Genomic DNA, 21894 nt, shown 5'->3' on the forward strand with positions numbered 1-21894 from the left:
TTGTTTGGTGTACAGAGGTGTGAACACCCAAACCCCCCCCCCCCCCCCAACCCCCCCCCCAAAAAAAACCCCCACCCACCCCCCCCCCGTCCGGGCCCCGGGGAACTGCGCGAAGAACCCCCACCGGCGGCAAGCCGACCCCGAGACCAGCAGCACCCCGACAGGGGCGTGGGGAACTGCGCGAAAACCCACCGGCGGCAAGTCGACCCCCGAACCCCAGCCCAAACCCCGGCCTAGTCCCCCGCCTGCTGAAACGCCCCCACCGCAGCATCAACCTTCGCCGCCGACCCCTTCCCCGCCACCACCCCGTACTTCCACGGAAAACTCTGCGTCGCATCGCCCCCCGGCAGGGACACCGTCACCGACGTCGCCGCGAGACTCGCCTGGTCGCCGTCCTTGCCGCGCACGTAACTGACCGAGAACGTCGCGGAGTCGCCCTTCGCCAGCTTGAGCTTCTCCGCCTTCGCCCCCGACTGCGCGGGGATCGCCACCGCCGTGCCGCCCGCCTTCAGCGTGACTTTCGCGAAGCCCTCCAGCGTGCACGGCGCGCTCTGGTTGGTGATGCTCACCGGCACCTCACCGCTGTCCCCCGCCGCGGGCGCGACGCTCGCGGAGCCGACCTGGACGGAGACCTTGCCGATCGCACAGGCCGAGCTGTTCTTGCCGCTGGAGCCCGACCCGCCACCGCCGCAGGCGGTCAGGGCGAGGGCGGCGGCGACGGCAGTGACGGTGAGCGGAATGACGCGCATGATGCAGTTCCCCATCGAGGTCGTGACGGTGTCCCAGCATCATCACGCCCCGCCCCGGACCCCGCGCGCCCGCCCCCACCCTCGGCGCTTCCCCGGTCCGCCCCACGGACCCGCGCGGCCCGGCGCGAACGCACCCCACGGCGGCCGGACGCGGCCCTACTGCCCAAGTGTCGCCGTCGCCAGCCCCGAAGGCAGCTTGCCGCCCTCCGCCTTGGTGTAGGTCTCCTCGCCCACTTTTCCGGACCAGGTGACTTTCATGCCGCTCTTGCTGACCGAGTCGACCATTCCGGTGACCCGGTCCTTGCCGCCCTTCGTGCAGGTGAGATGGATCATCCGCATCCCGGCCTCGTCCCCGGCGGTCCCGTTGCACACCGATCCGCCGGTCTCGAAGAGCCCCGCCTGCTTGCCGGTGACGACCAGGGCGACGATCTTGCCGCCGCTGGTGGTGATCCAGCTGCCCTGGAGCGCGTCGGAGGAGGCTGTGGCGCTGTCCGAACCGGCCGTGGCGGTGGCGCCCGCGGACGACGTGGCCGACGGGGTGGCCGCGGAGTCACCACCGGAGCCGCCGCCGCTGCACGCGGTCAGCGTGAGCGCGCCCACCAGCCCCGCGACGGCGACCGCGGCCCGCACAGCCGCCCGCGTGCAGCCCCCGGAGCCCCGAGCCGCAGCCGCCTGCCCGTGCGCCGCGACAGTCACCCCGCGCGCCGTAGGCGTACCCGTAGCCGTATCCGTCGCCGTACTCGTCGTAGCCGTGGTCACCGCAACGCTCCCAAGCTCTAGGGGGTCGGCCGTCCCGGCCGCCCGAACGACAGCGGCAAGCTACCAGGACTCACCAAGAGGACCCGTGCAAGACAGGTAGGTATCCCCTGTGTGCCTGCCCCATGCGCCGCACGGTCCGGCCATGCCGGCCTCCGCCGTGCGCACACCCGCCCGCACCGCCACCCCCACCGCCGCTCCCCGGCCCCCGTCGCGATCCCCCCGTCTCGCTCACCGGACCGTCACAAGGAGGCTGGAACACCCGGGCCCAGATATGCGTCTTTCTTTAATGCATGAAGGATCCGATTCGGTCGATCACGTGCGGATGACAGTGCACATGATCATGGACGGGGGCCGGCGGTCGCATGTCCTGCGGGAACCGGGGCAGACGCTGGAACGGGTTGAGTAAAGCGGACGTCAAAGCTGTAACCGTGGGACCACCCCCCGTGCACGTGCATCTGCTCATGCATCTGCACGTGAACAAGGTTATGATCCGGGTCAGTTGACCGCTGCACCAATGGTCACATCAGCCAGTTAGTGCACCACCGGGGAGCGACCTGTGAACCTCGACGTTGACGGCGGATACGGGGGGTTTGACGTGTACAACGGCATGGCTGCCACGCAGCTGGACGGAGTGGCCTGGCAGAAGAGCAGGCACAGCAACTCGCAGGGCTCCTGCGTGGAGTTCGCCCGGTTGCCGGGCGGCGACGTGGCGGTCCGCAACTCGCGCTTCCCGGACGGGCCCGCGCTCGTCTACACCCGGGCCGAGATCGAGGCGATGCTCCTCGGCGTCAAGGACGGCGAGTTCGACCACCTGATCACGAGCTGACGGCGGCCATACCTGGGGCAACTCGGTGCGTTCACCGCGCAACACAGCGTGACGCGCGTAGAAACCCGGCGTCCGTAGACGCCGGGGTTCGTCACTCGGCGGTCTGCAGGCGGAACAGCGCCCACACGACCTTGCCGCTGAGGGTGCCCGCGAGCGGGTGCCAGCCCCAGCCGTCACTGAAGGAGTCGACCAGGAACAGCCCGCGGCCCGACTCCGCCGAGAAGTCGTCGGAGTCGCCGGGGGTGGGCGTCTCGTGGCTGGGGTCGCGCACCGCGCACACCAGCCGTCCGGTCCACCGCATCAGGTGCAGCCGCACCGCCGGTCCCTGCGGCGCGGCCGGCCGCTCGGTCTCGCCGGACACCGCGTGCCGCAGGGCGTTGGTGACGAGTTCCGAGACGACGAGGCAGACGTCGTCGAAACGGTCGCCGACGTCCCACTGGCCGAGCGTTCTCCGGGTGAACTGACGTGCTTCGCGCACCGCTTCGTAGCGGGCGGGCAGGGCGCAGGAGGCGGCGTTGGACACGGCCGCTGGATCAAGCGGCGGAAGGCCCTGCCGTAATGGCTTGAGCATGGTCGATCCATTCGTCCCCATGCGAGGCACTCCCGGGAATTCGCGGTCGTTGCGATGCAGCGGTGGCGCGGGACCATGGTTTCGGATGCGCAGAGCAGATGCAAGGGCAGATGCACGTGCACGCGACCGAATTGGACCCTCCCGTACCGCTTCTTGGCCATTTTTTCCGCCAACTTCGCCTGCTTGGCTCACTACCTGCTTGCAACTTCCTGTGCTTAAACTTTGGCCGCTTTCCGTTTCCGTAACCGGACGAGTACTGCTCGAAGTGTTTTAGTGGCAGACTGCGGGCCCTGAAGACGGTTGGGGAGGCTGGCGAACGTGAGCGCGGGAGAGCCCGGATCGGTGGTGCGGCGAATGCTGCTCGGCTCGCAACTCAGGCGGCTGCGTGAGGCCCGGGGGATCACCCGAGAGGCCGCGGGGTACTCGATCCGTGCCTCGGAGTCGAAGATCAGCCGCATGGAGCTGGGCCGGGTGAGCTTCAAGACGAGGGACGTGGAAGACCTGCTGACGCTGTACGGCATCACCGACGAGGCCGAGCGCGAGCAGCTCCTCTCCCTGGCCCGCGAGGCCAACGTGGCCGGCTGGTGGCACAGTTACTCCGATGTCCTGCCGTCCTGGTTCCCCACCTATGTCGGCCTGGAGGGCGCGGCCCATCTGATCCGCGCCTACGAGGTGCAGTTCGTCCACGGCCTGCTGCAGACCGAGGAGTACGCGCGCGCGGTGGTGCGGCGCGGTATGAAGGGTGCCGACGAGGCCGACGTCGAGCGGCGGGTCACGCTGCGCCTGGAGCGGCAGAAGTACCTGGTGGCCGAAAACGCGCCCGACGTCCACATCGTCCTCGACGAGGCCGCCCTGCGCCGTCCCTACGGCGACCGCGAGGTGATGCGCGGCCAGCTCCAGCACCTGGTCGAGATCTCGGAACGGCCCAACGTGCGGCTGCAGATCATGCCGTTCAGCTTCGGCGGACACTCCGGGGAGGGCGGCTCCTTCACCATCCTGAGCTTCCCCGAGTCCGATCTGTCCGACGTGGTCTACCTGGAGCAGCTCACCAGCGCCCTCTACCTCGACAAGCGCGAGGACGTCGCCCAGTACGAGCAGGCGCTGAAGGAGCTCCAGCAGGACAGCCCGGGACCGGACGAGAGCCGGGACCTGCTGCGCGGCCTCCTCCAACTCATCTAGCTCTCCCCAGAAGTTCGCTCTCCGTCCCCAACTGTGCGGTCACACAAGTACGATGACGCGTGATCAGACCGTGATGTCGCTCATGCGTCTGCGAGTGATTTGGGGATCACATGTCGTCGTACTTCACCGACCTGGCCCAGCAGTACATCGACGGTGAGTGGCGCCCGGGGACCGGTTCCTGGGACATCATCGACTTCAACCCGTACGACGGGGAGAAGCTCGCCTCGATCACCATAGCCGCGGTCGACGAGATAGATCAGGCCTACCAGGCCGCCGCGCGCGCCCAGAAGAAGTGGGCCGCCACCAACCCCTACGCCCGTCGCGCCGTCTTCGAGAAGGCCCTGCGCCTCATCGAGGAGCGGGACGCCGAGATCACCGAGGCGATCATCGCCGAGCTCGGCGGCACGCGCCTGAAGGCCGCTTTCGAGCTGCACCTCGCCAAGGAGTTCCTGCGCGAGTCGATCCAGTGGTCGCTGCGCCCCGAGGGCAGGATCCTGCCCTCCCCGGTGGACGGCAAGGAGAACCGCGTCTACCGGGTGCCGGTCGGCGTGGTGGGCGTGATCAGCCCCTTCAACTTCCCCTTCCTCCTGTCGATCAAGTCGGTCGCCCCGGCGCTCGCGCTCGGCAACGCCGTGGTCCTCAAGCCGCACCAGAACACCCCGATCGTCGGCGGCACCCTGGTCGCGAAGATCTTCGAGGACGCGGGCCTGCCCGGCGGCCTGCTCAACGTCGTCGTCACCGACATCGCGGAGATCGGCGACGCTTTCCTCGAGCACCCGATCCCCAAGGTCATCTCCTTCACCGGCTCCGACAAGGTCGGCCGCCACGTGGCCACCGTCTGCGCCTCGCTCTTCAAGCGTTCCGTCCTCGAACTGGGCGGCAACAGCGCGATCGTGGTCCTCGACGACGCCGACATCGACTACGCCGTCGACGCGGCGGTCTTCAGCCGGTACGTCCACCAGGGCCAGGTCTGCATGGCCGCCAACCGGATCCTGGTCGACCGCTCGATCGCGGACGAGTTCACCGAGAAGTTCGTCGCCAAGGTCCGGACCCTCAAGGCCGGCGACCCGAGCGACCCGCGGACCGTCATCGGCCCGCTGATCAACTCCCAGCAGGCGGAGGCGGTTTCGGCCACCGTCCAGCAGGCCGTCGCGGAGGGTGCCACGGCCCTGCTGCACGGCAGGACCACCGACAACCTGGTCGAGCCCTCGGTCCTCACCGGCGTCCCGGCCGACTCCGACCTGCTCCGCCAGGAGGTCTTCGGCCCGGTCGCCTTCCTCATCCCGTTCGACGGCGAGGAGGAGGCCGTACGCCTGGTCAACGACACCCCCTACGGCCTCAGCGGCGCGGTCCACACCGGGGACGTCGAGCGGGGCGTTGCCTTCGCCAAGCAGATCGACACCGGGATGTTCCACGTCAACGACGGCACCGTGCACGACGAACCCGTCGTCCCCTTCGGCGGTGAGAAGCACTCGGGGCTGGGCCGCCTGAACGGCGAGACGACCGTGGAGTCCTTCACCACCCTGAAGTGGATCTCGGTGCAGCACGGCCGGAGCGGTTTCCCCTTCTAGCCGGCGGAGTTCCGCCACCCGGGCCCTTTAGGACGCGAGCTGTCCTAAAGGGCCCGTAGCTTCGGTCGGGTCAGGGCAGCACAGACCGAGGAAAGGCGGCCGGACATGGTCACTCACGTTCCCGCGGAAGCACAGGGCGACGAGCGCGGAGCACTGCTCTCCTTCATCGAGGAACAGCGCGGCGGCATCCGCCGGGCGCTCCTCGGCCTCACCGACGAGCAGGCGGCGGCCAAGCCCAGCGCCAGCGAGCTGTCCCTCGCGGGCCTGCTCAAGCACTGCGCCGAGGTCGAGCAGAGCTGGATCGCCCGCGCGAAGCAGGAGCCGCCGGCCGTCCAGCGCGACCAGTCCAACTGGCACGAGACCTTCCAGCTGGTCGGCGACGAGACGGTGGCCTCCCAGCTCGCCCACTGGGAGCAGGTCGCCGCCGAGACCGAGAAGTTCATCCGCTCGGTCCCCAGCCTCGACGACACCTTCCCGCTCCCGCCCCAGCCCTGGTTCCCGCCGGAGGGCCGGGTCTCCATGCGCTGGGTCTGCCTCCACCTCATCCGCGAGACCGCCCGCCACGCGGGCCACGCCGACATCATCCGCGAGTCCCTGGACGGCAAGACGGCGTTCGAACTGGTGGCGCTGGAACAGGGCGCGTAGCGCCTCGAAAGGGGCGCGGGGAACTCCGCGACCGGCCACGACGGCGCCGCAGACGGCAGACCGGCGGTCGGCACCTCGCGGCTCTCCCAGCGCAGGGGCGAGCACTCAGTGGTGGAAGCCGGTGGCCGCCTCCTTGTCATGGGTCAGGGGGTGCGGCTGCCGGCGCAGGCCGGGCAGCAGCCGGGACAGGTCCTCGACGAACAGGTCCGCCAGGTCCTTCGAGAAGCCGTTGCGGCACACCACCCGCAGCACGGACAGGTCCTCCCGGTTCGCCGGGAAGGTGTACGCCGGCACCAGCCAGCCGTTCTCGCGCAGCCGCCGGGAGACGTCGAACACGTCGTACGCGGTCACGTGGTCGGCGGTGGTGAAGGCGAACACGGGCAGCTCGTCGCCCCGGGTGAGCAGCCGGAAGTCACCGAGTTCCGCGATGCGTCCGGCGAGCCCGGTCGCCACGTCCCGGGACGCCTGCTGCACCGCGCGGTAGCCGTCCCGGCCCAGGCGCAGGAACGTGTAGTACTGCGCGACCACCTGCGCGCCAGGGCGGGAGAAGTTGAGGGCGAAGGTGGGCATGTCGCCGCCCAGGTAGTTGACCCGGAAGACGAGCTCCTCGGGCAGTGCCTCCTTGTCCCGCCACAGTGCCCAGCCGACGCCCGGGTAGACCAGCCCGTACTTGTGCCCCGAGGTGTTGATCGACGCCACCCGGGGGAGCCGGAAGTCCCACACCAGGTCCTCGTCGAGGAAGGGCGCGATCATCGCGCCGGACGCGCCGTCCACATGGACCGGGACGTCGATCCCGGTGCGCTCCTGGAGGGCGTCCAGGGCCGCGCACAGGTCGGCGATCGGCTCGTACGACCCGTCGAAGGTGGAGCCGAGGATGCCGACCACCCCGATGGTGTTCTCGTCGCAGAGCTCGGCGGCGGCCTGCGGGTCCAGGTGGTAGCGGTCGCCCTCCATGGGGACGAACCGGGGCTCCACCTCCCAGAAGTTGCAGAACTTCTCCCAGCAGACCTGGACGTTGATCCCCATGATCAGGTTCGGGCGGGCGCCGCCCGGGTAGCGGTCGGCGTTGCGCCGCGCCCAGCGCCGCTTCAGCGCCATCCCGGCCAGCATGCAGGCCTCGCTGGAACCGGTCGTCGAACAGCCGATGGTGTTGGCCGGATCCGGCGCGTTCCACAGGTCGGCGAGCATCGCCACGCAGCGGCGCTCCAGCTCGGCGGTGCGCGGGTACTCGTCCTTGTCGATCATGTTCTTGTCGTCGCACTCCGCCATCAGGACCCCGGCCTGGGGCTCCATCCAGGTGGTGACGAACGTGGCCAGGTTCAGCCGGGCGTTGCCGTCCAGCATCAACTCGTCGTGCACCAGCTGGTAGGCGGTCGAGGGCGGCAGCGGGCCGTCCGGCAGCCGGTGCGTGGGCGGGGCCTCGACCATGCCGGCGACCGGGTTCGCCTCCCCGAAGAACGGGTTGACGGACATGGACCGCTCCTGGTGCTTCTGGGGGCCTTTGTGCAGCGGCATGAGGAGTGCCTCCTGGAGAACATGAACGACTTGAACGAGTTGAACGGCTCGGACGTTTGAACGGCTCGGACGTTTGAACGGCTCGGACGCTTGAACGGCTCGGACGCTTGAACGGCTCGGACGGCTCGAGGACTTCACGAAGGGTCAGCGCAGGGCCGTGCCGTCCGCCCGCAACTGCATTCTCGGCCGCCCGGTCACCAGCAGCCACGCGGGCAGCGAGGCGACGCAGAGCAGCACGATGATGCTCGGTGAGGCCACGAGTACCGCGGCCGTGAACAGACTCACCCAGCCCTGCCGGGTGATCGCCAACAACATGCCCAGGACGCCCGCCGCCACGCCCACCGACGGCTGCACGGCGGGCACCAGCGCGTGGGCGCACAGCCCGAGGGCCGAGCCGATGAACACGGACGGAAAGATCCGGCCACCGCGGAAACCACAGGAGGCGGCCACAGTCAGCGCGGCCAGCTTGACGACCGTCATCAGGGCGAACCGTCCCGCCGTCCAGCCCTCCGGGTCCTTCGCCAGCACCGCCACCTGGTCCAGTCCCTTGAAGAGCGTCAGATGGCCGCCCAGCGCCCCCAGCAGGCCCAGCACGAACCCGCCGACCGGAAGCGCCACCATCGGGTGCCCGAGCCGCCGGAAGGCGCCGTGGAGGTACGGGAAGGCGCGGACCGCGCACATGCCGAGCAGCGCGGCCGCGGGGGCGACCACCAGGGCCGCCAGCAGATCGGGCCAGCGCGTCCTGCCGAGCGCGGGCAGCCCGAGGTCCAGGGTCGGCCGGGCCAGCAGGTCGGTCGTCATGGCGCCCGCCGCCGCGGCCAGCAGCGGCCCGAAGAGGTTGTCCCACAGCGCTCCCTTCAGCGGCTTCCCGGCCAGCGCCTCGGAGATCACCAGGGCCGCCGCCACCGGCGTCCCGAAGAGCGCGCCGAGCGTCGCCGCGTCGGCCAGCGCGGGCCACAGCGAACCCGGCAGCCGGGGCATCGCGAGCCGCCCCAGCCACAGCGCGAGACCGACGTTGACGGCGATGAGAGGGTTCTCCGGACCGAGGCTCGGGCCGCCCGCCAGCATCAGCGCGGTCGCCAGCACCAGCCCCGGCAGCACGACGGGCGGCAGCGCCACCGCCTCCAGGCCCAGGGTGGCCGGGTCCGGCCCCGCGTGCCCGGGGACCTTCCACACCACCAGTCCCACGGCGATCCCGGTGGCCGTCAGCATCACCAGGATCCACAGCACCGAGTACCGTCCGACGCCCAGCGCGTCCGGCAGATTGGTCCACAGCACGTGCTGAAGCCGCTCGGCCAGCGAGCTCACCAGCAGGAACAGCAGACTGCTGCCGACACCGACGACGAGTGCGGGCAGGACCAGCGGCAGCAGGGCGCGCGCGGGGGCCGAGGGCGGGGTGGGGAGCGCCTGCTCCGCGGTGTCCTGGGCCACGGGCCCACCATAAGCGGACAAAACCGACACAACATCCGGACGGAAACGAGCTTGCACCTCACGTGGCGTGAGGGCCCACCCTGGAGCGCGGAAAGGAGCGGAAGTGAGCTACTCGGTCGGACAGGTCGCCGGATTCGCCGGAGTCACCGTGCGCACCCTGCACCACTACGACGAGATCGGCCTGCTGGTCCCCGGTGAACGCAGCCCCGCCGGGCACCGGCGCTACGGCGACGCCGACCTGGACCGGCTCCAGCGGATCCTGTTCTACCGGGAGCTCGGCTTCCCGCTCGACGAGGTCGCGGCGCTGCTCGACGACCCGGAGGTGAACCCGCGCGCACACCTGCGCCGGCAGTACGAGCTGCTGACCGCCCGGATCGAGAAGCTGCAGCAGATGGCCGCGGCCGTGGAGCACGCCATGGAGGCACGCGAGATGGGCATCGACCTGACCCCGGAGGAGCGGTTCGAGGTGTTCGGGGACAAGGACCCCGAACAGTACGCCGAGGAGGCGGAGCGGCGCTGGGGCGGCACCGAGGCGTTCGCCGAGTCGCAGCGCCGCGCCGCCACGTACGGCAAGGAGGACTGGAAGCGCATCCGGGCGGAGGTGGACGACTGGGGCGAGCGGTACGCGGCCCTGGTCGCCGCCGGTGAGCGGCCGGCGGGCGAGGCGGCCATGGACCTGGCCGAGGAGCACCGGCAGCACATCAGCAGGTACTACTTCGACGTCCCGTACGAGATGCACCGCTGTTTCGGTGAGATGTACGTCTCGGACGAACGCTTCAAGGCCTTCTACGACTCCATGCGCCCCGGACTCGCCGCACACCTGCGCGACGCGATCCTCGCCAACGCCGACCGGCACACAGGGTGACCACTTCCTGGTTGCTCCCCGACCAGTCCGTGACTACTCCTTGTCGAGGATGACGGCCGTGCCGTACGCGCAGACCTCCGTGCCCGCGTCGGCCGCCTCCGTCACGTCGAACCGGAAGGCCAGCACGGCGTTGGCGCCGCGCGCGCGTGCCTGCTCGATCAGGCGCTCCATGGCCTGGTTACGGGTCTGCACGAGCGTTTTCGTCAGACCCTTCAGCTCGCCGCCGATCATCGACTTCAGACCCGCGCCGATCTGACTGCCCAGGTGCCGGGAGCGCACGGTCAGCCCGAAGACCTCGCCGATGACCTCCCGCACCCGGTACCCGGGAACGTCGTTCGTGGTGACGACCAGCACATCGGCCTGCGGCCCCTGACCGCCGCCGTACTCTTCGATGCCCATGTCCACAGCCATTACCCAGGCCGGGCACAGTCCATCCTGGCTCCACCGGTGGAACCTGGGCCGGACACACTACGTTGATAGCTTTGTGCGACCGCACAAGAAATCCCGCAGTGCCTTCACCCCCACAGGAACGGAACCGTGATGACGCTCGCCCTCGGCCCGAGCTGGCTGGATCCGAACAACCTGCTCGACTCGTTCGGCATCTGGGGCCTGCTCCTGGTCGTCTTCGCCGAGTCCGGGCTGCTGATCGGCTTCTTCCTTCCGGGTGACTCCCTGCTCTTCACCTGCGGCCTGCTGATCACCTCGAACCAGCTGAACTTCCCGCTGTGGGGTGCCATCGCCCTGATCTGCCTCGCCGCGATCCTCGGCGACCAGGCGGGCTACATGTTCGGCAAGAAGGTCGGCCCGACGCTCTTCAACCGCCCGGACTCCCGCCTCTTCAAGCAGGAGAACGTCGCGAAGGCGCACGAGTTCTTCGAGAAGCACGGCCCGAAGTCCCTGATCCTGGCCCGCTTCGTGCCGGTGATCCGCACCTTCACGCCGATCATCGCGGGCGTCAGCGGTATGGCGTACCGCTCGTTCCTGACGTTCAACGTCATCGGCGGCGTCCTGTGGGGCGCCGGTGTCACCCTGCTCGGCTCCTGGCTCGGCAAGATCGACGTCGTCAAGAACAACATCGAGGCGATCCTGATCCTGATCGTCCTCATCTCGGTGGTCCCGATCATCATCGAGTTCCTGCGCGCCCGCGGCAAGGCCGGGAAGGAGTCCGCGGCGGCCCCGCCCGAGCAGCCGGTCCAGCAGTACCCCCCGGCCCCGATGACGGACGACGCCACGACCCAGCTCCGCAGGATCGAACCGACGTACACCCCGCAACAGCCCCAACCGCAGTACGGCCAGCAGCCCCAGCCTCAGCAGCAGTACGGCCAGCAGCCCCAGCCTCAGCAGCAGTACGGCCAGCAGCCCCAGCCTCAGCAGCAGTACGGCCAGCAGCAGCCCTACCACGATCAGCAGCAGCCTTACTACGACCAGCAGCGGCCCTACTACGGCCAGAACGGTTACGGCCAGGGCGACTACCGCCAGCAGCCCAACCCGTACACCGAGGACCACTACCAAGCGCCCTAGGCGAAGGCGCCCCGTGAGGGGCGCTGGGGGTACCCCCGGCCGAAGGCTGGGGGAGGAACTGCGCGACGAACGACGACGGCCCCCGCACCCGCCGACGCACCCGCACCGGCTCCCCCGTAGGCGCTCAGAACCCCCGCGTCCGCTTCGCGGCCCGCCGCTTCCCGGCCGACCCCACCCGCAGGGTCAGCCGGGAGATCTCCGCCCCCAGGTTGACCCCGATGGCGATCGCCATGGCGAGCGACGCGGCCTTGGCCAGCGACACCAGCCCCTTGTCGACCTCGTTCTGCGCCATCGACAGCAGCCCGAAGTAGGTCGCCGACCCCGGCAGCAGCGGCCCGATCGCCGCCGTCGTGTACGGCAGCGCGGACGCGAACCGGAACCGCGACAGCAGCTGCCCGAACAGCCCCACCAGCCCGGCCGCGACGGCCGTGGAGGCGACCGGCGAGATCCCTCCGGCGTAGTGCATCGCACCGTAGACCGACCACGCCACACCCCCGTTGAGGGTGACGGCCAGCACGGTGGACCGTTCCTGCTGGAGCAGCACGGCGAAGGTCAGCGAGAGCACCATCGACGCGGCGATCTGCAGCAGCGGCCGCCCGGAGCCGACCAGCGCCACGTCCGGGTTGAGCCGCCCGCCCAGCTTCACGCCGAAGTACAGGACCGTCAGCACCCCGATGACGATGCCGACGAAGAAGTACATGACCTCCAGCAGCCGTGCGGAGGCGGTGATGTAGAAGCCGGTGAGCCCGTCCTGGACGCCCGCGACGAGGGCCCGCCCGGGGAGCAGCGCGAACAGCCCACCGGTGACGACGGCGGACGCCGCGACATCGACGTGGGCGAGCGAGAAGGCGATCCCGATCGAGGCCGGCGGCATCGCGGCGATCATGAACTGGTAGAACTCCGGCAGCCCCCGCCCCGCGCACAGCCACGCCAGCCGGTCGCCGAGCATCGCGCCGACCGCGGCCGCCACGAAGACCAGCAGGTCGCCGCCGACGAGCACGGAGGCGGCCCCCGCGAGCAGCCCGCTCGCCGCGGTCAGCGCCCAGCCGGGGTACGGGTGCCGGTTGCGGCGGATCTCCGCGAGCCGCCGGTAGGCCTCCTCCAGGGAGACATGGGTCTCGGGGTCGGTGAGGTCGTCCACGAGCCGGAAGACAGCCGCCAGACGGGTGTAGTCGGTCCCGCGCCGCCGCACCGTCCGGGACGCCGTCACCGGGTCGTCGACCAGGGACGGCTGGTACGAGATCGCCAGCAGCGTGAAGGTGACGTTCGGCTCGCAGCGGTCCAGGCCGTACGACCGGCAGACCGCGAACATCGCGGCCTCCACGTCCTCCGCGCCCTCGCCGCCGGCCAGCAGCAGCTCCCCGATGCGCAGCGTCAGGTCGAGCACGCGCGGGACGGCGGGCCTGCCGTCCTCCGCCTTCTGCACCGGCTCCGGCGCAGGCCGCTCGGCCACCGGCATGCGCAGCATCGTGCGCATCCGGTCCTGCCAGGGGGCGTCCTTGACCAGGCTGACCGCGGGGAACCCGGCGGCGGGCGTGAAGACGGGCGGGGCGTCCTGGGCGCTGTAGGTGCTCGGCGTGCTGAACGCCGACCCCTCCGGCTCCGCACTCACCGGCTGCGGCGCCGCGAGCCCCTTGGGCACCGAGAACTCGGAGGTCGTCTCCGGCTCGCCGACGGCGCCCTCGGGGACCTCGATGCCCCGGGGGACGGCGAACTCGGACGTCAGCTCCGGGTCGTACCGGGCCTCGTCCGACCTGGGCTTGCGGTCCTCCGCCTCCGTCACCGTCGTAACGCTCCCTGAACGACATCAGCACAACAGCCTCAGTATGAGCGTGACCTCACAGGAGACACGAAAACCAGCTGCCGTGGATCATGCGGGCACGGAAAAACGGGCCGCACGCACGCGTGCGGCCCGTTTCCGGGTGCCGGCCCAGCGGGCCGGTGTCAGTGACCGCCGGTGTCAGTGACCGCCGGTCTCCTTGAAGCGCTTGTAGGACCGCTCGATCTCCGCCTCGGCGTCGGTGCGGCCGACCCAGTTGGCGCCCTCGACGGACTTGCCGGGCTCCAGGTCCTTGTAGACCTCGAAGAAGTGCTGGATCTCCAGGCGGTCGAACTCCGACACGTGGTGGATGTCGCGCAGGTGCTCCACACGCGGGTCGGTGGCCGGAACGCACAGCAGCTTGTCGTCCCCGCCGGCCTCGTCCGTCATCCGGAACATGCCGATCGCGCGGCAGCGGATCAGGCAGCCCGGGAAGGTGGGCTCGTCCAGGATGACCAGCGCGTCCAGCGGGTCGCCGTCCTCGCCGAGGGTGTTCTCGACGAAGCCGTAGTCGGTCGGGTAGGCGGTCGAGGTGAAGAGACGACGGTCCAGGCGGATCCGACCGGTCTCGTGGTCCACCTCGTACTTGTTCCGCGAACCCTTCGGGATCTCGATCGTGACGTCGAACTCCACCGGTGGCTCCTCCATGATCAACACATAGTTCTGGTGGTTAAGTGTCCCTCACGCAGGTGTGTGATCGCGAAAGGGGCTGGTGGTCGTGCCAGAGCTGGGGCCTTGGCAGTCCGCGAAACCGCGTGTGCGGAAGATCGCGAGTGCCGTGCGACCGCGGCTGGCGCCCCTGGTGACCGCCGCGAAGCCGCAGGTCGCGCGGGTCCGACGGGCAGTGGGACCGCAGCTCGTACGCGTCACACGCGTGACGGGACCCCGGCTGGCCACCCTGGTGCGCCCCTCTCGACCTCGGTCCCGGAACCTCCGGACCTGGCAGTACACCGCGGGCGCCGCCACGGCCGGGCTCGCGCTGGCCGCCGGTGTGGTGACCGCGGCGGGCCCCTGGGACGCCAACGGTCAGCGTACGGCCGAGCGGGACCGGGCCACCGCCCTGGAGCGGACGGGTGGCGCAGATCACGGCTCCGGTGCGGGCTCGGTCACAGCCGACGGCGAGCCCGCCCCCGCGCCCAGCGCCGGGTCCGTCCTGACGGGCCTGGGTGCCGCCACGAACACCGTGAAGTCGGCCCCCGCCGGAAAGTCCGTCGGCGCCTCCGGAGCGGCCGTCACGGCCCTCCTGCGGCCCCTGCTGGCCGCGAAGGCGCTCGGCAGCACCCGCACCGCCGTGGTCGTCGACGTGGCCAGCGGGGCGCGCCTGTACGGCTCCGGCGCCGACACGGCCCTCACGCCCGCCTCCACCACCAAGATCGCCACCGCCGTCGCCGCCCTCTCCGCCCTCGGCCCGGACCACCGCATCACCACACGCGCGGCCCTGGAATCCGGCACCCGGGAGGTCGTCCTGATCGGCGGCGGCGACCCCACCCTGACCGCCCGCGCGGACGCGGGCGGCTGGGCCAGCCTGCGCACCCTCGCCACCGAGACCGCGGCATCGCTGACCGCGCGGGGCATCCGACAGATCACGCTCTCGTACGACACCACGCTCTACACCGGCCCCGACCTGCACCCCATCGGCGTCAACGACAACCTCGCACGCGTGAGCCCTCTCATGGCCGACGAGGGCCGCACCAACGACACCACCGAGGGGCCGGTGGTCCGGGTGAGCGACCCGGCGGCCGACGCGGCCCGGAAGTTCGCGGGCTTCCTGACGGACGCCGGCATCAAGACCTCCGCACCCGGCACCTCCAAGGCGAGCGGCCGGGCCGAGACCCTCGCCACGGTCTCCTCGCCGCCGCTGTCCTCGGTCGTCGAGCGCATGCTGACCAACAGCGACAACGACATCGCCGAGGCCCTGGCCCGGCAGACCGCGCTGGCGACCGGCAGGCCGGCCGGCTTCGCCGGGGGAGCGGCCGCCATAGAGGCCCAACTCACCAAGCTGGGACTGCCGATGACCGGTGCCGCCTTCCACGACGGCAGCGGCCTGAACCGCGACGACCGGCTGACCGCGAACCTCCTCACCGCTCTCCTCGTCAAGGCCGCCGACCCCGACCGGCCGGGCCTGCGCGCGGTCCTCACCGGCCTCCCGGTCGCCGGCTTCACGGGCACCCTGACCACTCGCTACGCCGACGGCGCGGCCGGCGTCGTGCGCGCCAAGACCGGCACCCTCACCGGCGTCAACACCCTCGCCGGCACCCTCGTCGACAAGGACGGCCGCCTCCTGGCCTTCGCCTTCCTGACCGCGAACACGACAAACCCGGCAGCGGCCCAACGGGCCCTCGACCAGACCGCCACAGCCCTGACAGGCCTCTGACCCCGCCCTCCACACCCCCACCCGCCGCACTGACCGCTCTCCACACCGCCGTGCCGCCTGCTTGCCACCCGCCGCGCTGACCGCTTTCCACCTGCCGGGCCCGCCGCTTGCCCCCCGCGTGCCGCCTGCTTGCCACCCGCCGGGCCGGTCGCTTGCCCCCGCCGTGCCGGCGGCTTGCCACCCCGCTGACCGCTTTCCACTGCCGGGCCGGCCGCTTGCCCCCCCGCCGTGCCGGCCGCGTCCCACCCGCCGGGCTGGCCGCTTGCCCCCGCTTTCCGCCCGCTTGCCACCCGCCGTGCCGGCCGCGTCCCACCCGCCTGCCGGCCGCTTGCCCCCCCGCCGTGCCGGCCGCGTCCCACCCGCCGGGCTGGCCGCTTGCCCCCGCTTTCCGCCCGCTTCCCCCCGCCGTGCCGGCCGCTTCTCACCCGCCGTGCCGGCCGCGTCCCACCCGCCTGCCGCCCGCTGCACGCCGCCGCGACGGCCGCTTCCCACCCGCCGTGGGCAGTCGTTCCGCTGGGGCGGAACGGGTGGGCACGGCCGACAGCGCCGGGTGCCGGAAAACAGGCCCCGGCCCCTGCCGACGCGAGCCCGCCGCCCACCCCTGCGCACAAGTCACGCCAACCTCACCAACCCCCACGGCCTGCCCCAAGTGGGAGCGCTAACGTACGGTTGACGCATGACGAGCATCGGTGGCGCTGCTTCATCTGGGATGGTCGACTGGAATCTCGCGGTGGCGACCGCGACCCGGCTCGTGCGGCCGGGCCCCGAGGTGAGCCGCGACGAGGCCCGAGCCATCGTCGCGGAACTGCGGCGGCACGCGAAAGCCTCGGAGGAGCACGTCCGGGGCTTCACTCGTATGGGGACCGACGACGTCCACGACACCCCCGTCCTGGTGGTCGACAGGCCCGGCTGGGTGAAGGCGAACGTCGCCGGATTCCGGGAGCTCCTCAAGCCCCTGCTGGAGAAGATGCAGGAGCGGCGCTCGGGCACCCCCGGCGGCGCGGTCCTCGGCGCGGTCGGCGGCAAGGTCACCGGCGTGGAACTGGGCATGCTCCTGTCGTTCCTGTCCTCCCGGGTCCTCGGCCAGTACGAGACCTTCGCCCCCTCCTCCCGCGACCTCCCGGCGGACGAGAACGGCGGTGGCCGGCTGCTGCTCGTCGCCCCGAACATCGTCCACGTGGAGCGCGAACTCGACGTACGGCCCCACGACTTCCGCCTGTGGGTGTGCTTGCACGAGGAGACGCACCGCACCCAGTTCACGGCGGTGCCCTGGCTGCGCGCCCACCTGGAGGGCGAGATCCAGTCGTTCCTCTCGGAGACCGACGTCGACCCGATGACCGTCCTCGAACGCGTGCGGGACGCGGCCCAGTCCCTCGCCGGCGGCCGCCCCGAGGCCGAGGAGGACGACGGCGGACGGTCGTTCGTCGAACTGGTGCAGACCCCCGCCCAGCGCGAGATCCTCGGCCGGCTCACCGCCGTCATGTCCCTCCTGGAGGGCCACGCCGACTTCGTGATGGACGGCGTCGGGCCCGCCGTCGTGCCGACCGTCGCCGAGATCCGCGAGAAGTTCCAGCAGCGGCGCGCCAAGGGCGCCTCCCGGCTCGACATGACCCTGCGCAAGCTGCTCGGCCTGGACGCCAAGCTCCGCCAGTACCGGGACGGCGAGCGGTTCGTGCGGGCCGTCGTCGACCAGGTCGGCATGGACGGCTTCAACCGGGTGTGGACCTCCCCGAACACCCTGCCGACCAAGGCGGAGATCGCCAAACCGGCGGACTGGGTCGCACGGGTGCACCGCAAGGCCGAGTCGTGAACCAGCGGACGTGTGATGAACCGGAACCGGCCGACGGCAGGCGAACGCCCCGCCAATCACCCGTCCGAGGGACCGTGAGCGATGGGTAGGCGTGCGATGCTCGGGGAACGGCCCGTTTCTGTCACCATCTACACACTCTGAGTGACCGATCTCGGGTTCAGCCCCCGAAAACTTCTTGAAGGGAACCGGACATGGGTCCCCATCCTGCGGTCGCGGCGATACGCCTGGCGGTCCGCCGCGTCCTCCACGACATCCTCACCGACCAGAACCGCCACGGCCGTACCGCCGGCGACCGCGCCGGCGGCCGCATCGACGTGCGTCTCGCGCGCCCCGTCGCCGACACCCCGGAGCAGACACCGAACGAGCGGCCCCCCTCCCCGCTCGTCCTCGTCGCGTGCTCCGGCGGCGCCGACTCCATGGCGCTCGCCTCCGCCCTCGCCTTCGAGGCCCCCAAGCTCGGCATCCGCGCGGGCGGCATCACCGTCGACCACGGCCTGCAGCCCGGCTCGGACCTGCGCGCCGAGGAGGTCGTCCTGCGGCTGCGGGAACTGGGCCTCGACCCGGTCGAGGCCATCACCGTGACCGTCGGCCGCGACGGCGGGCCCGAGGCGGCCGCCCGCGACGCCCGCTACGCCGCCCTGGACGCGGCGCTGGAGCGGCACGGCGGCACCGCGATCCTGCTCGGCCACACCAGGGACGACCAGGCCGAGACCGTCCTCCTGGGCCTCGCCCGCGGCTCCGGCATCCGCTCCCTGTCCGGAATGGCCGCGGTCTCGGGGGCCGGCGGCCGTTACCGGCGCCCGTTCCTCCAGCTGGACCGGCAGACCGCCCGCAAGGCCTGCATGGTCCAGGCCCTGCCCGTCTGGGACGATCCTCACAACGCGGACCCGGCGTACACCCGCTCCCGGCTCCGCCACGAGGGCCTGCCCGCCCTGGAGAAGGCCCTGGGCAAGGGCGTCGTCGAAGCGCTCGCCCGCACCGCCCAGCTCTCCCGCGACGACGCCGACGCCCTGGACACCTGGGCCAGCCAGGCCGAGGCCTCCGTACGGGACGCCACGGGCCAGCTGGAGTGCGCCAAGCTCTACGCGCTGCCGCCCGCGGTGCGCCGCCGGATCCTGCGCCGTGCCGCCATCGAGGCGGGCGCCCCGGCCGGTTCCCTGTTCGCCCGGCACATCGAGGAAGTCGACCGCCTGATCACCGGCTGGCGCGGCCAGGGGGCCATCAATCTCCCCGGCAAAGTCGTCGCCCAGCGCCAGGGTGGCAGACTGGTGATCCGGCAAGGCTGAATCCCGACCTCACGGAGAGCATCTCGGCGCTCCTCCGAAGGGCCGGGTAGGCCGGTGGGACGACCGACCGAAAGTGATGCGGGTGGACGCGAAAGACATGGGTGCCGACCTCCAGCAGGTGCTCATCACCAAAGAAGAGATCGACGCGAAGCTGGCCGAGCTGGCCGCGAAGATCGACGCGGAGTACGCGGGCAAGGACCTGCTCATCGTCGGCGTCCTCAAGGGCGCGGTGATGGTCATGGCGGACCTCGCCCGGGCGCTGTCCACCCCCGTCACCATGGACTGGATGGCCGTGTCCTCGTACGGCGCGGGCACCCAGTCCTCCGGCGTGGTGCGGATCCTCAAGGACCTCGACACCGACATCAAGGGCAAGCACGTCCTGATCGTCGAGGACATCATCGACTCGGGCCTGACCCTGTCCTGGCTGATCAACAACCTCGGCTCCCGCGAGCCCGAGACGCTGAAGATCTGCACCCTGCTGCGCAAGCCGGACGCGGCCAAGGTCGCCATCGACGTCGAGTGGGTCGGCTTCGACATCCCCAACGAGTTCGTCGTGGGCTACGGCCTCGACTACGCCGAGAAGTACCGCAATCTCCCGTTCGTCGGTACGCTCGCGCCTCACGTCTACGGCGGCTGAGCCCCGGCTGATACGCCGGAGGGTCCACTTGCGTAAGACGATCGGGAACCCCAGCGGGTTTCGCGCCGTTGGAGCATGCAGAGACGGGTTTCACCAGCCGTCCGAGCAGCTTCGTGCGGCTTCGGGCCACAATGCTGGGGTACCGTCAGAAGAACTGTCTTATCAAACTCACTATGGCAGGAGGGACGGGGCGACACCGCTCCGTATGGATGGACGTGAAGCGATACTTCCGTGGGCCGGTCATGTGGATCGTGCTGGCCGTCCTTGCCGTGGTCGTGTTGATGCAGGTCGTCGGCTCGTCCGGCGGCTACAAGACGGTGGACACCGGCCAGGTCGTGGCGGCGATCAATGACAACAAGGTGGAGTCGGCGAAGCTGACCACCGGTGACGAGCAGACCATCAAGGTCACGCTCAAGAACGGCGAGAAGGTCGACGGCAGCTCGAAGATCCAGGCGAGCTACATCGGCGACCAGGGCGTCACCATCGCCAACACGCTGCAGACCAAGTACCAGGACAAGCAGATCCCCGACGGCTACACCGTCGCGCCGACCAAGCAGAACGCCTTCGTCAGCGTCCTGCTCTCCCTGCTGCCCTTCGTCCTCATCGTGGTCGTCTTCCTGTTCCTGATGAACCAGATGCAGGGCGGCGGCTCCCGGGTCATGAACTTCGGCAAGTCCAAGGCGAAGCTCATCACCAAGGACACCCCGAAGACGACCTTCGCGGACGTCGCGGGCTGCGACGAGGCCGTCGAGGAACTCCACGAGATCAAGGAGTTCCTGCAGGAGCCGGCCAAGTTCCAGGCCGTCGGCGCCAAGATCCCCAAGGGTGTGCTCCTCTACGGCCGTCCCGGCACCGGCAAGACGCTCCTCGCGCGTGCCGTCGCCGGCGAGGCCGGAGTCCCCTTCTACTCGATCTCCGGTTCCGACTTCGTCGAGATGTTCGTCGGTGTCGGTGCCTCCCGCGTGCGTGACCTCTTCGAGCAGGCCAAGGCGAACGCCCCGGCGATCGTCTTCGTCGACGAGATCGACGCGGTCGGCCGCCACCGCGGCGCCGGCCTCGGCGGCGGTCACGACGAGCGCGAGCAGACGCTGAACCAGCTGCTCGTCGAGATGGACGGCTTCGACGTCAAGGGCGGTGTGATCCTCATCGCCGCGACGAACCGGCCCGACATCCTCGACCCGGCGCTGCTGCGCCCCGGCCGCTTCGACCGCCAGATCGCGGTCGACCCGCCGGACCTGCAGGGCCGTCTGGAGATCCTCAAGGTCCACCAGAAGGGCAAGCCGGTCGCGCCCGACGTCGACCTCGCGGCGGTCGCCCGCCGCACCCCGGGCTTCACCGGCGCCGACCTGTCGAACGTGCTGAACGAGGCGGCCCTGCTCACGGCCCGCAGCGACCGCAAGCTCATCGACAACCAGATGCTCGACGAGGCGATCGACCGCGTGGTCGCGGGCCCGCAGAAGCGGACCCGGATCATGTCGGACAAGGAGAAGAAGATCACCGCGTACCACGAGGGCGGTCACGCCCTGGTCGCGGCGGCCTCCCCGAACTCCGACCCGGTCCACAAGATCACGATCCTGTCCCGCGGGCGCGCCCTCGGCTACACCATGGTCCTGCCCGACGAGGACAAGTACTCGACCACGCGCAACGAGATGCTCGACCAGCTCGCCTACATGCTGGGCGGTCGCGCGGCCGAGGAACTGGTCTTCCACGACCCGACCACGGGCGCGGCGAACGACATCGAGAAGGCCACGGCCACCGCCCGCGCGATGGTCACGCAGTACGGCATGACCGAGCGTCTCGGCGCGATCAAGTTCGGCGGCGACAACACCGAGCCCTTCCTCGGCCGTGAGATGTCCCACCAGCGCGACTACTCGGAAGAGGTCGCCGCCCTGGTGGACGAGGAAGTCAAGAAGCTCATCGAGAACGCGCACAACGAAGCCTGGGAGATCCTGGTCGAGAACCGCGACGTCCTCGACAACCTCGTTCTCCAGCTGCTGGAGAAGGAGACCCTGGGCAAGGAGGAGATCGCCGAGATCTTCTCCGCCATCGTCAAGCGCCCGGCCCGGCCCGCCTGGACCGGTTCCTCCCGCCGTACGCCGTCCACCCGCCCGCCGGTGCTCTCCCCCAAGGAGCTCGCACTGACCAACGGAACGAACGGCGCGACCGCGGCGATCAGCACCGCCAAGGCCACGGCCGCCGAGTCCGCCCCGGCGGTCGAGAAGGCCCCGGAGGACCGTCCCGAGAGCTGACTCACACCAGCCTCACCTGGCTCGGAATGGAATGCCGCGCCCCCCAGGATCTAGCCTGGGGGGCGCGGCATTCCGGTATGTCCGCAC

Annotated in this window: 19 protein-coding genes; 11 read left to right on the forward strand and 8 right to left on the reverse strand. The window is 70.5% G+C overall.

The features are described from left to right. Nucleotides 1–233: 233 nt before the first annotated feature. Complete coding sequence (locus AB0M11_RS34325) at nt 234–749, reverse strand: DUF4232 domain-containing protein (RefSeq protein WP_365712056.1); 516 nt, start codon at nt 747–749, stop codon at nt 234–236. A 156-nt stretch (nt 750–905) separates the two neighbouring features. After that, complete coding sequence (locus AB0M11_RS34330; protein ID WP_365712081.1) at nt 906–1379, reverse strand: hypothetical protein; 474 nt, start codon at nt 1377–1379, stop codon at nt 906–908. 685 nt (nt 1380–2064) lie between these two features. Between AB0M11_RS34330 and AB0M11_RS34335 the strand changes: the two genes are divergently transcribed. Beyond that, a complete protein-coding gene (locus tag AB0M11_RS34335) occupies nt 2065–2334 on the forward strand; it encodes a DUF397 domain-containing protein (protein ID WP_365712057.1) in 270 nt (89 codons plus the stop codon). A 91-nt stretch (nt 2335–2425) separates the two neighbouring features. Here AB0M11_RS34335 and AB0M11_RS34340 read toward each other — a convergent pair whose 3' ends face one another. Continuing rightward, nucleotides 2426–2926 carry an ATP-binding protein gene (locus AB0M11_RS34340; RefSeq protein WP_365712058.1) on the reverse strand — a complete coding sequence of 167 codons (501 nt, stop codon included), beginning with the start codon at nt 2924–2926 and terminating at the stop codon, nt 2426–2428. Between the two features lie 333 nt (nt 2927–3259). Between AB0M11_RS34340 and AB0M11_RS34345 the strand changes: the two genes are divergently transcribed. The 3 genes from AB0M11_RS34345 (at nt 3260) to AB0M11_RS34355 (ending at nt 6300) form a co-directional block, all read left to right on the forward strand. Further along, the gene (locus AB0M11_RS34345) at nt 3260–4084 is read left to right on the forward strand and encodes a helix-turn-helix transcriptional regulator (protein ID WP_365712082.1); all 825 of its coding nucleotides are present in this window, start codon (nt 3260–3262) and stop codon (nt 4082–4084) included. Nucleotides 4085–4194: 110 nt separating this feature from the next. Beyond that, the gene (locus tag AB0M11_RS34350; protein ID WP_365712059.1) at nt 4195–5655 is read left to right on the forward strand and encodes an aldehyde dehydrogenase family protein; all 1461 of its coding nucleotides are present in this window, start codon (nt 4195–4197) and stop codon (nt 5653–5655) included. 105 nt (nt 5656–5760) lie between these two features. Then, a complete protein-coding gene (locus AB0M11_RS34355; protein ID WP_365712060.1) occupies nt 5761–6300 on the forward strand; it encodes a DinB family protein in 540 nt (179 codons plus the stop codon). Nucleotides 6301–6405: 105 nt separating this feature from the next. On the opposite strand, the gene AB0M11_RS34360 is transcribed toward AB0M11_RS34355, so the two are convergent. Beyond that, nucleotides 6406–7815 carry a glutamate decarboxylase gene (locus tag AB0M11_RS34360; RefSeq protein WP_365712061.1) on the reverse strand — a complete coding sequence of 470 codons (1410 nt, stop codon included), beginning with the start codon at nt 7813–7815 and terminating at the stop codon, nt 6406–6408. 144 nt (nt 7816–7959) lie between these two features. Next, the gene (locus AB0M11_RS34365) at nt 7960–9246 is read right to left on the reverse strand and encodes an ion channel protein (protein ID WP_365712062.1); all 1287 of its coding nucleotides are present in this window, start codon (nt 9244–9246) and stop codon (nt 7960–7962) included. Nucleotides 9247–9349: 103 nt separating this feature from the next. On the opposite strand from AB0M11_RS34365, the gene AB0M11_RS34370 reads away from it, so the two are divergent. Then, entirely contained in the window at nt 9350–10111 is a 762-nt protein-coding gene (locus AB0M11_RS34370) for a MerR family transcriptional regulator (protein WP_365712063.1), read from the forward strand. A gap of 33 nt (nt 10112–10144) precedes the next feature. Here the strand turns inward: AB0M11_RS34370 and AB0M11_RS34375 are convergent, their stop codons facing one another. Next, nucleotides 10145–10510, reverse strand: a complete 366-nt coding sequence (locus AB0M11_RS34375) for a YbjQ family protein (protein WP_089100702.1) — start codon at nt 10508–10510, stop codon at nt 10145–10147. A gap of 138 nt (nt 10511–10648) precedes the next feature. Between AB0M11_RS34375 and AB0M11_RS34380 the strand changes: the two genes are divergently transcribed. After that, complete coding sequence (locus tag AB0M11_RS34380; protein ID WP_365712064.1) at nt 10649–11632, forward strand: VTT domain-containing protein; 984 nt, start codon at nt 10649–10651, stop codon at nt 11630–11632. A 124-nt stretch (nt 11633–11756) separates the two neighbouring features. Here the strand turns inward: AB0M11_RS34380 and AB0M11_RS34385 are convergent, their stop codons facing one another. Next, nucleotides 11757–13415, reverse strand: a complete 1659-nt coding sequence (locus AB0M11_RS34385; RefSeq protein ID WP_365712066.1) for a threonine/serine exporter family protein — start codon at nt 13413–13415, stop codon at nt 11757–11759. Nucleotides 13416–13592: 177 nt separating this feature from the next. Next, entirely contained in the window at nt 13593–14084 is a 492-nt protein-coding gene (locus tag AB0M11_RS34390; protein WP_181807501.1) for an inorganic diphosphatase, read from the reverse strand. 124 nt (nt 14085–14208) lie between these two features. Between AB0M11_RS34390 and dacB the strand changes: the two genes are divergently transcribed. The 5 genes from dacB to ftsH all read left to right on the forward strand — a co-directional run bounded on the left by dacB (nt 14209) and on the right by ftsH (nt 21807). Next, nucleotides 14209–15825, forward strand: coding sequence for a D-alanyl-D-alanine carboxypeptidase/D-alanyl-D-alanine-endopeptidase (gene dacB, locus AB0M11_RS34395; RefSeq protein WP_365712068.1), 1617 nt, complete (start codon nt 14209–14211; stop codon nt 15823–15825). A 676-nt stretch (nt 15826–16501) separates the two neighbouring features. Then, nucleotides 16502–17635: a zinc-dependent metalloprotease gene (locus tag AB0M11_RS34400; RefSeq protein ID WP_365712069.1), complete on the forward strand. Its 1134-nt coding sequence runs from the start codon at nt 16502–16504 to the stop codon at nt 17633–17635. A 191-nt stretch (nt 17636–17826) separates the two neighbouring features. Beyond that, entirely contained in the window at nt 17827–18921 is a 1095-nt protein-coding gene (gene tilS, locus AB0M11_RS34405) for a tRNA lysidine(34) synthetase TilS (protein ID WP_365712070.1), read from the forward strand. A 76-nt stretch (nt 18922–18997) separates the two neighbouring features. Continuing rightward, entirely contained in the window at nt 18998–19558 is a 561-nt protein-coding gene (hpt, locus tag AB0M11_RS34410; RefSeq protein ID WP_046730905.1) for a hypoxanthine phosphoribosyltransferase, read from the forward strand. Between the two features lie 209 nt (nt 19559–19767). After that, complete coding sequence (ftsH, locus tag AB0M11_RS34415) at nt 19768–21807, forward strand: ATP-dependent zinc metalloprotease FtsH (protein WP_365712071.1); 2040 nt, start codon at nt 19768–19770, stop codon at nt 21805–21807. Nucleotides 21808–21894: the final 87 nt, after the last annotated feature.

This window comes from Streptomyces sp. NPDC051987, assembly GCF_040680735.1.
Classification (GTDB): Bacteria; Actinomycetota; Actinomycetes; order Streptomycetales; family Streptomycetaceae; genus Streptomyces.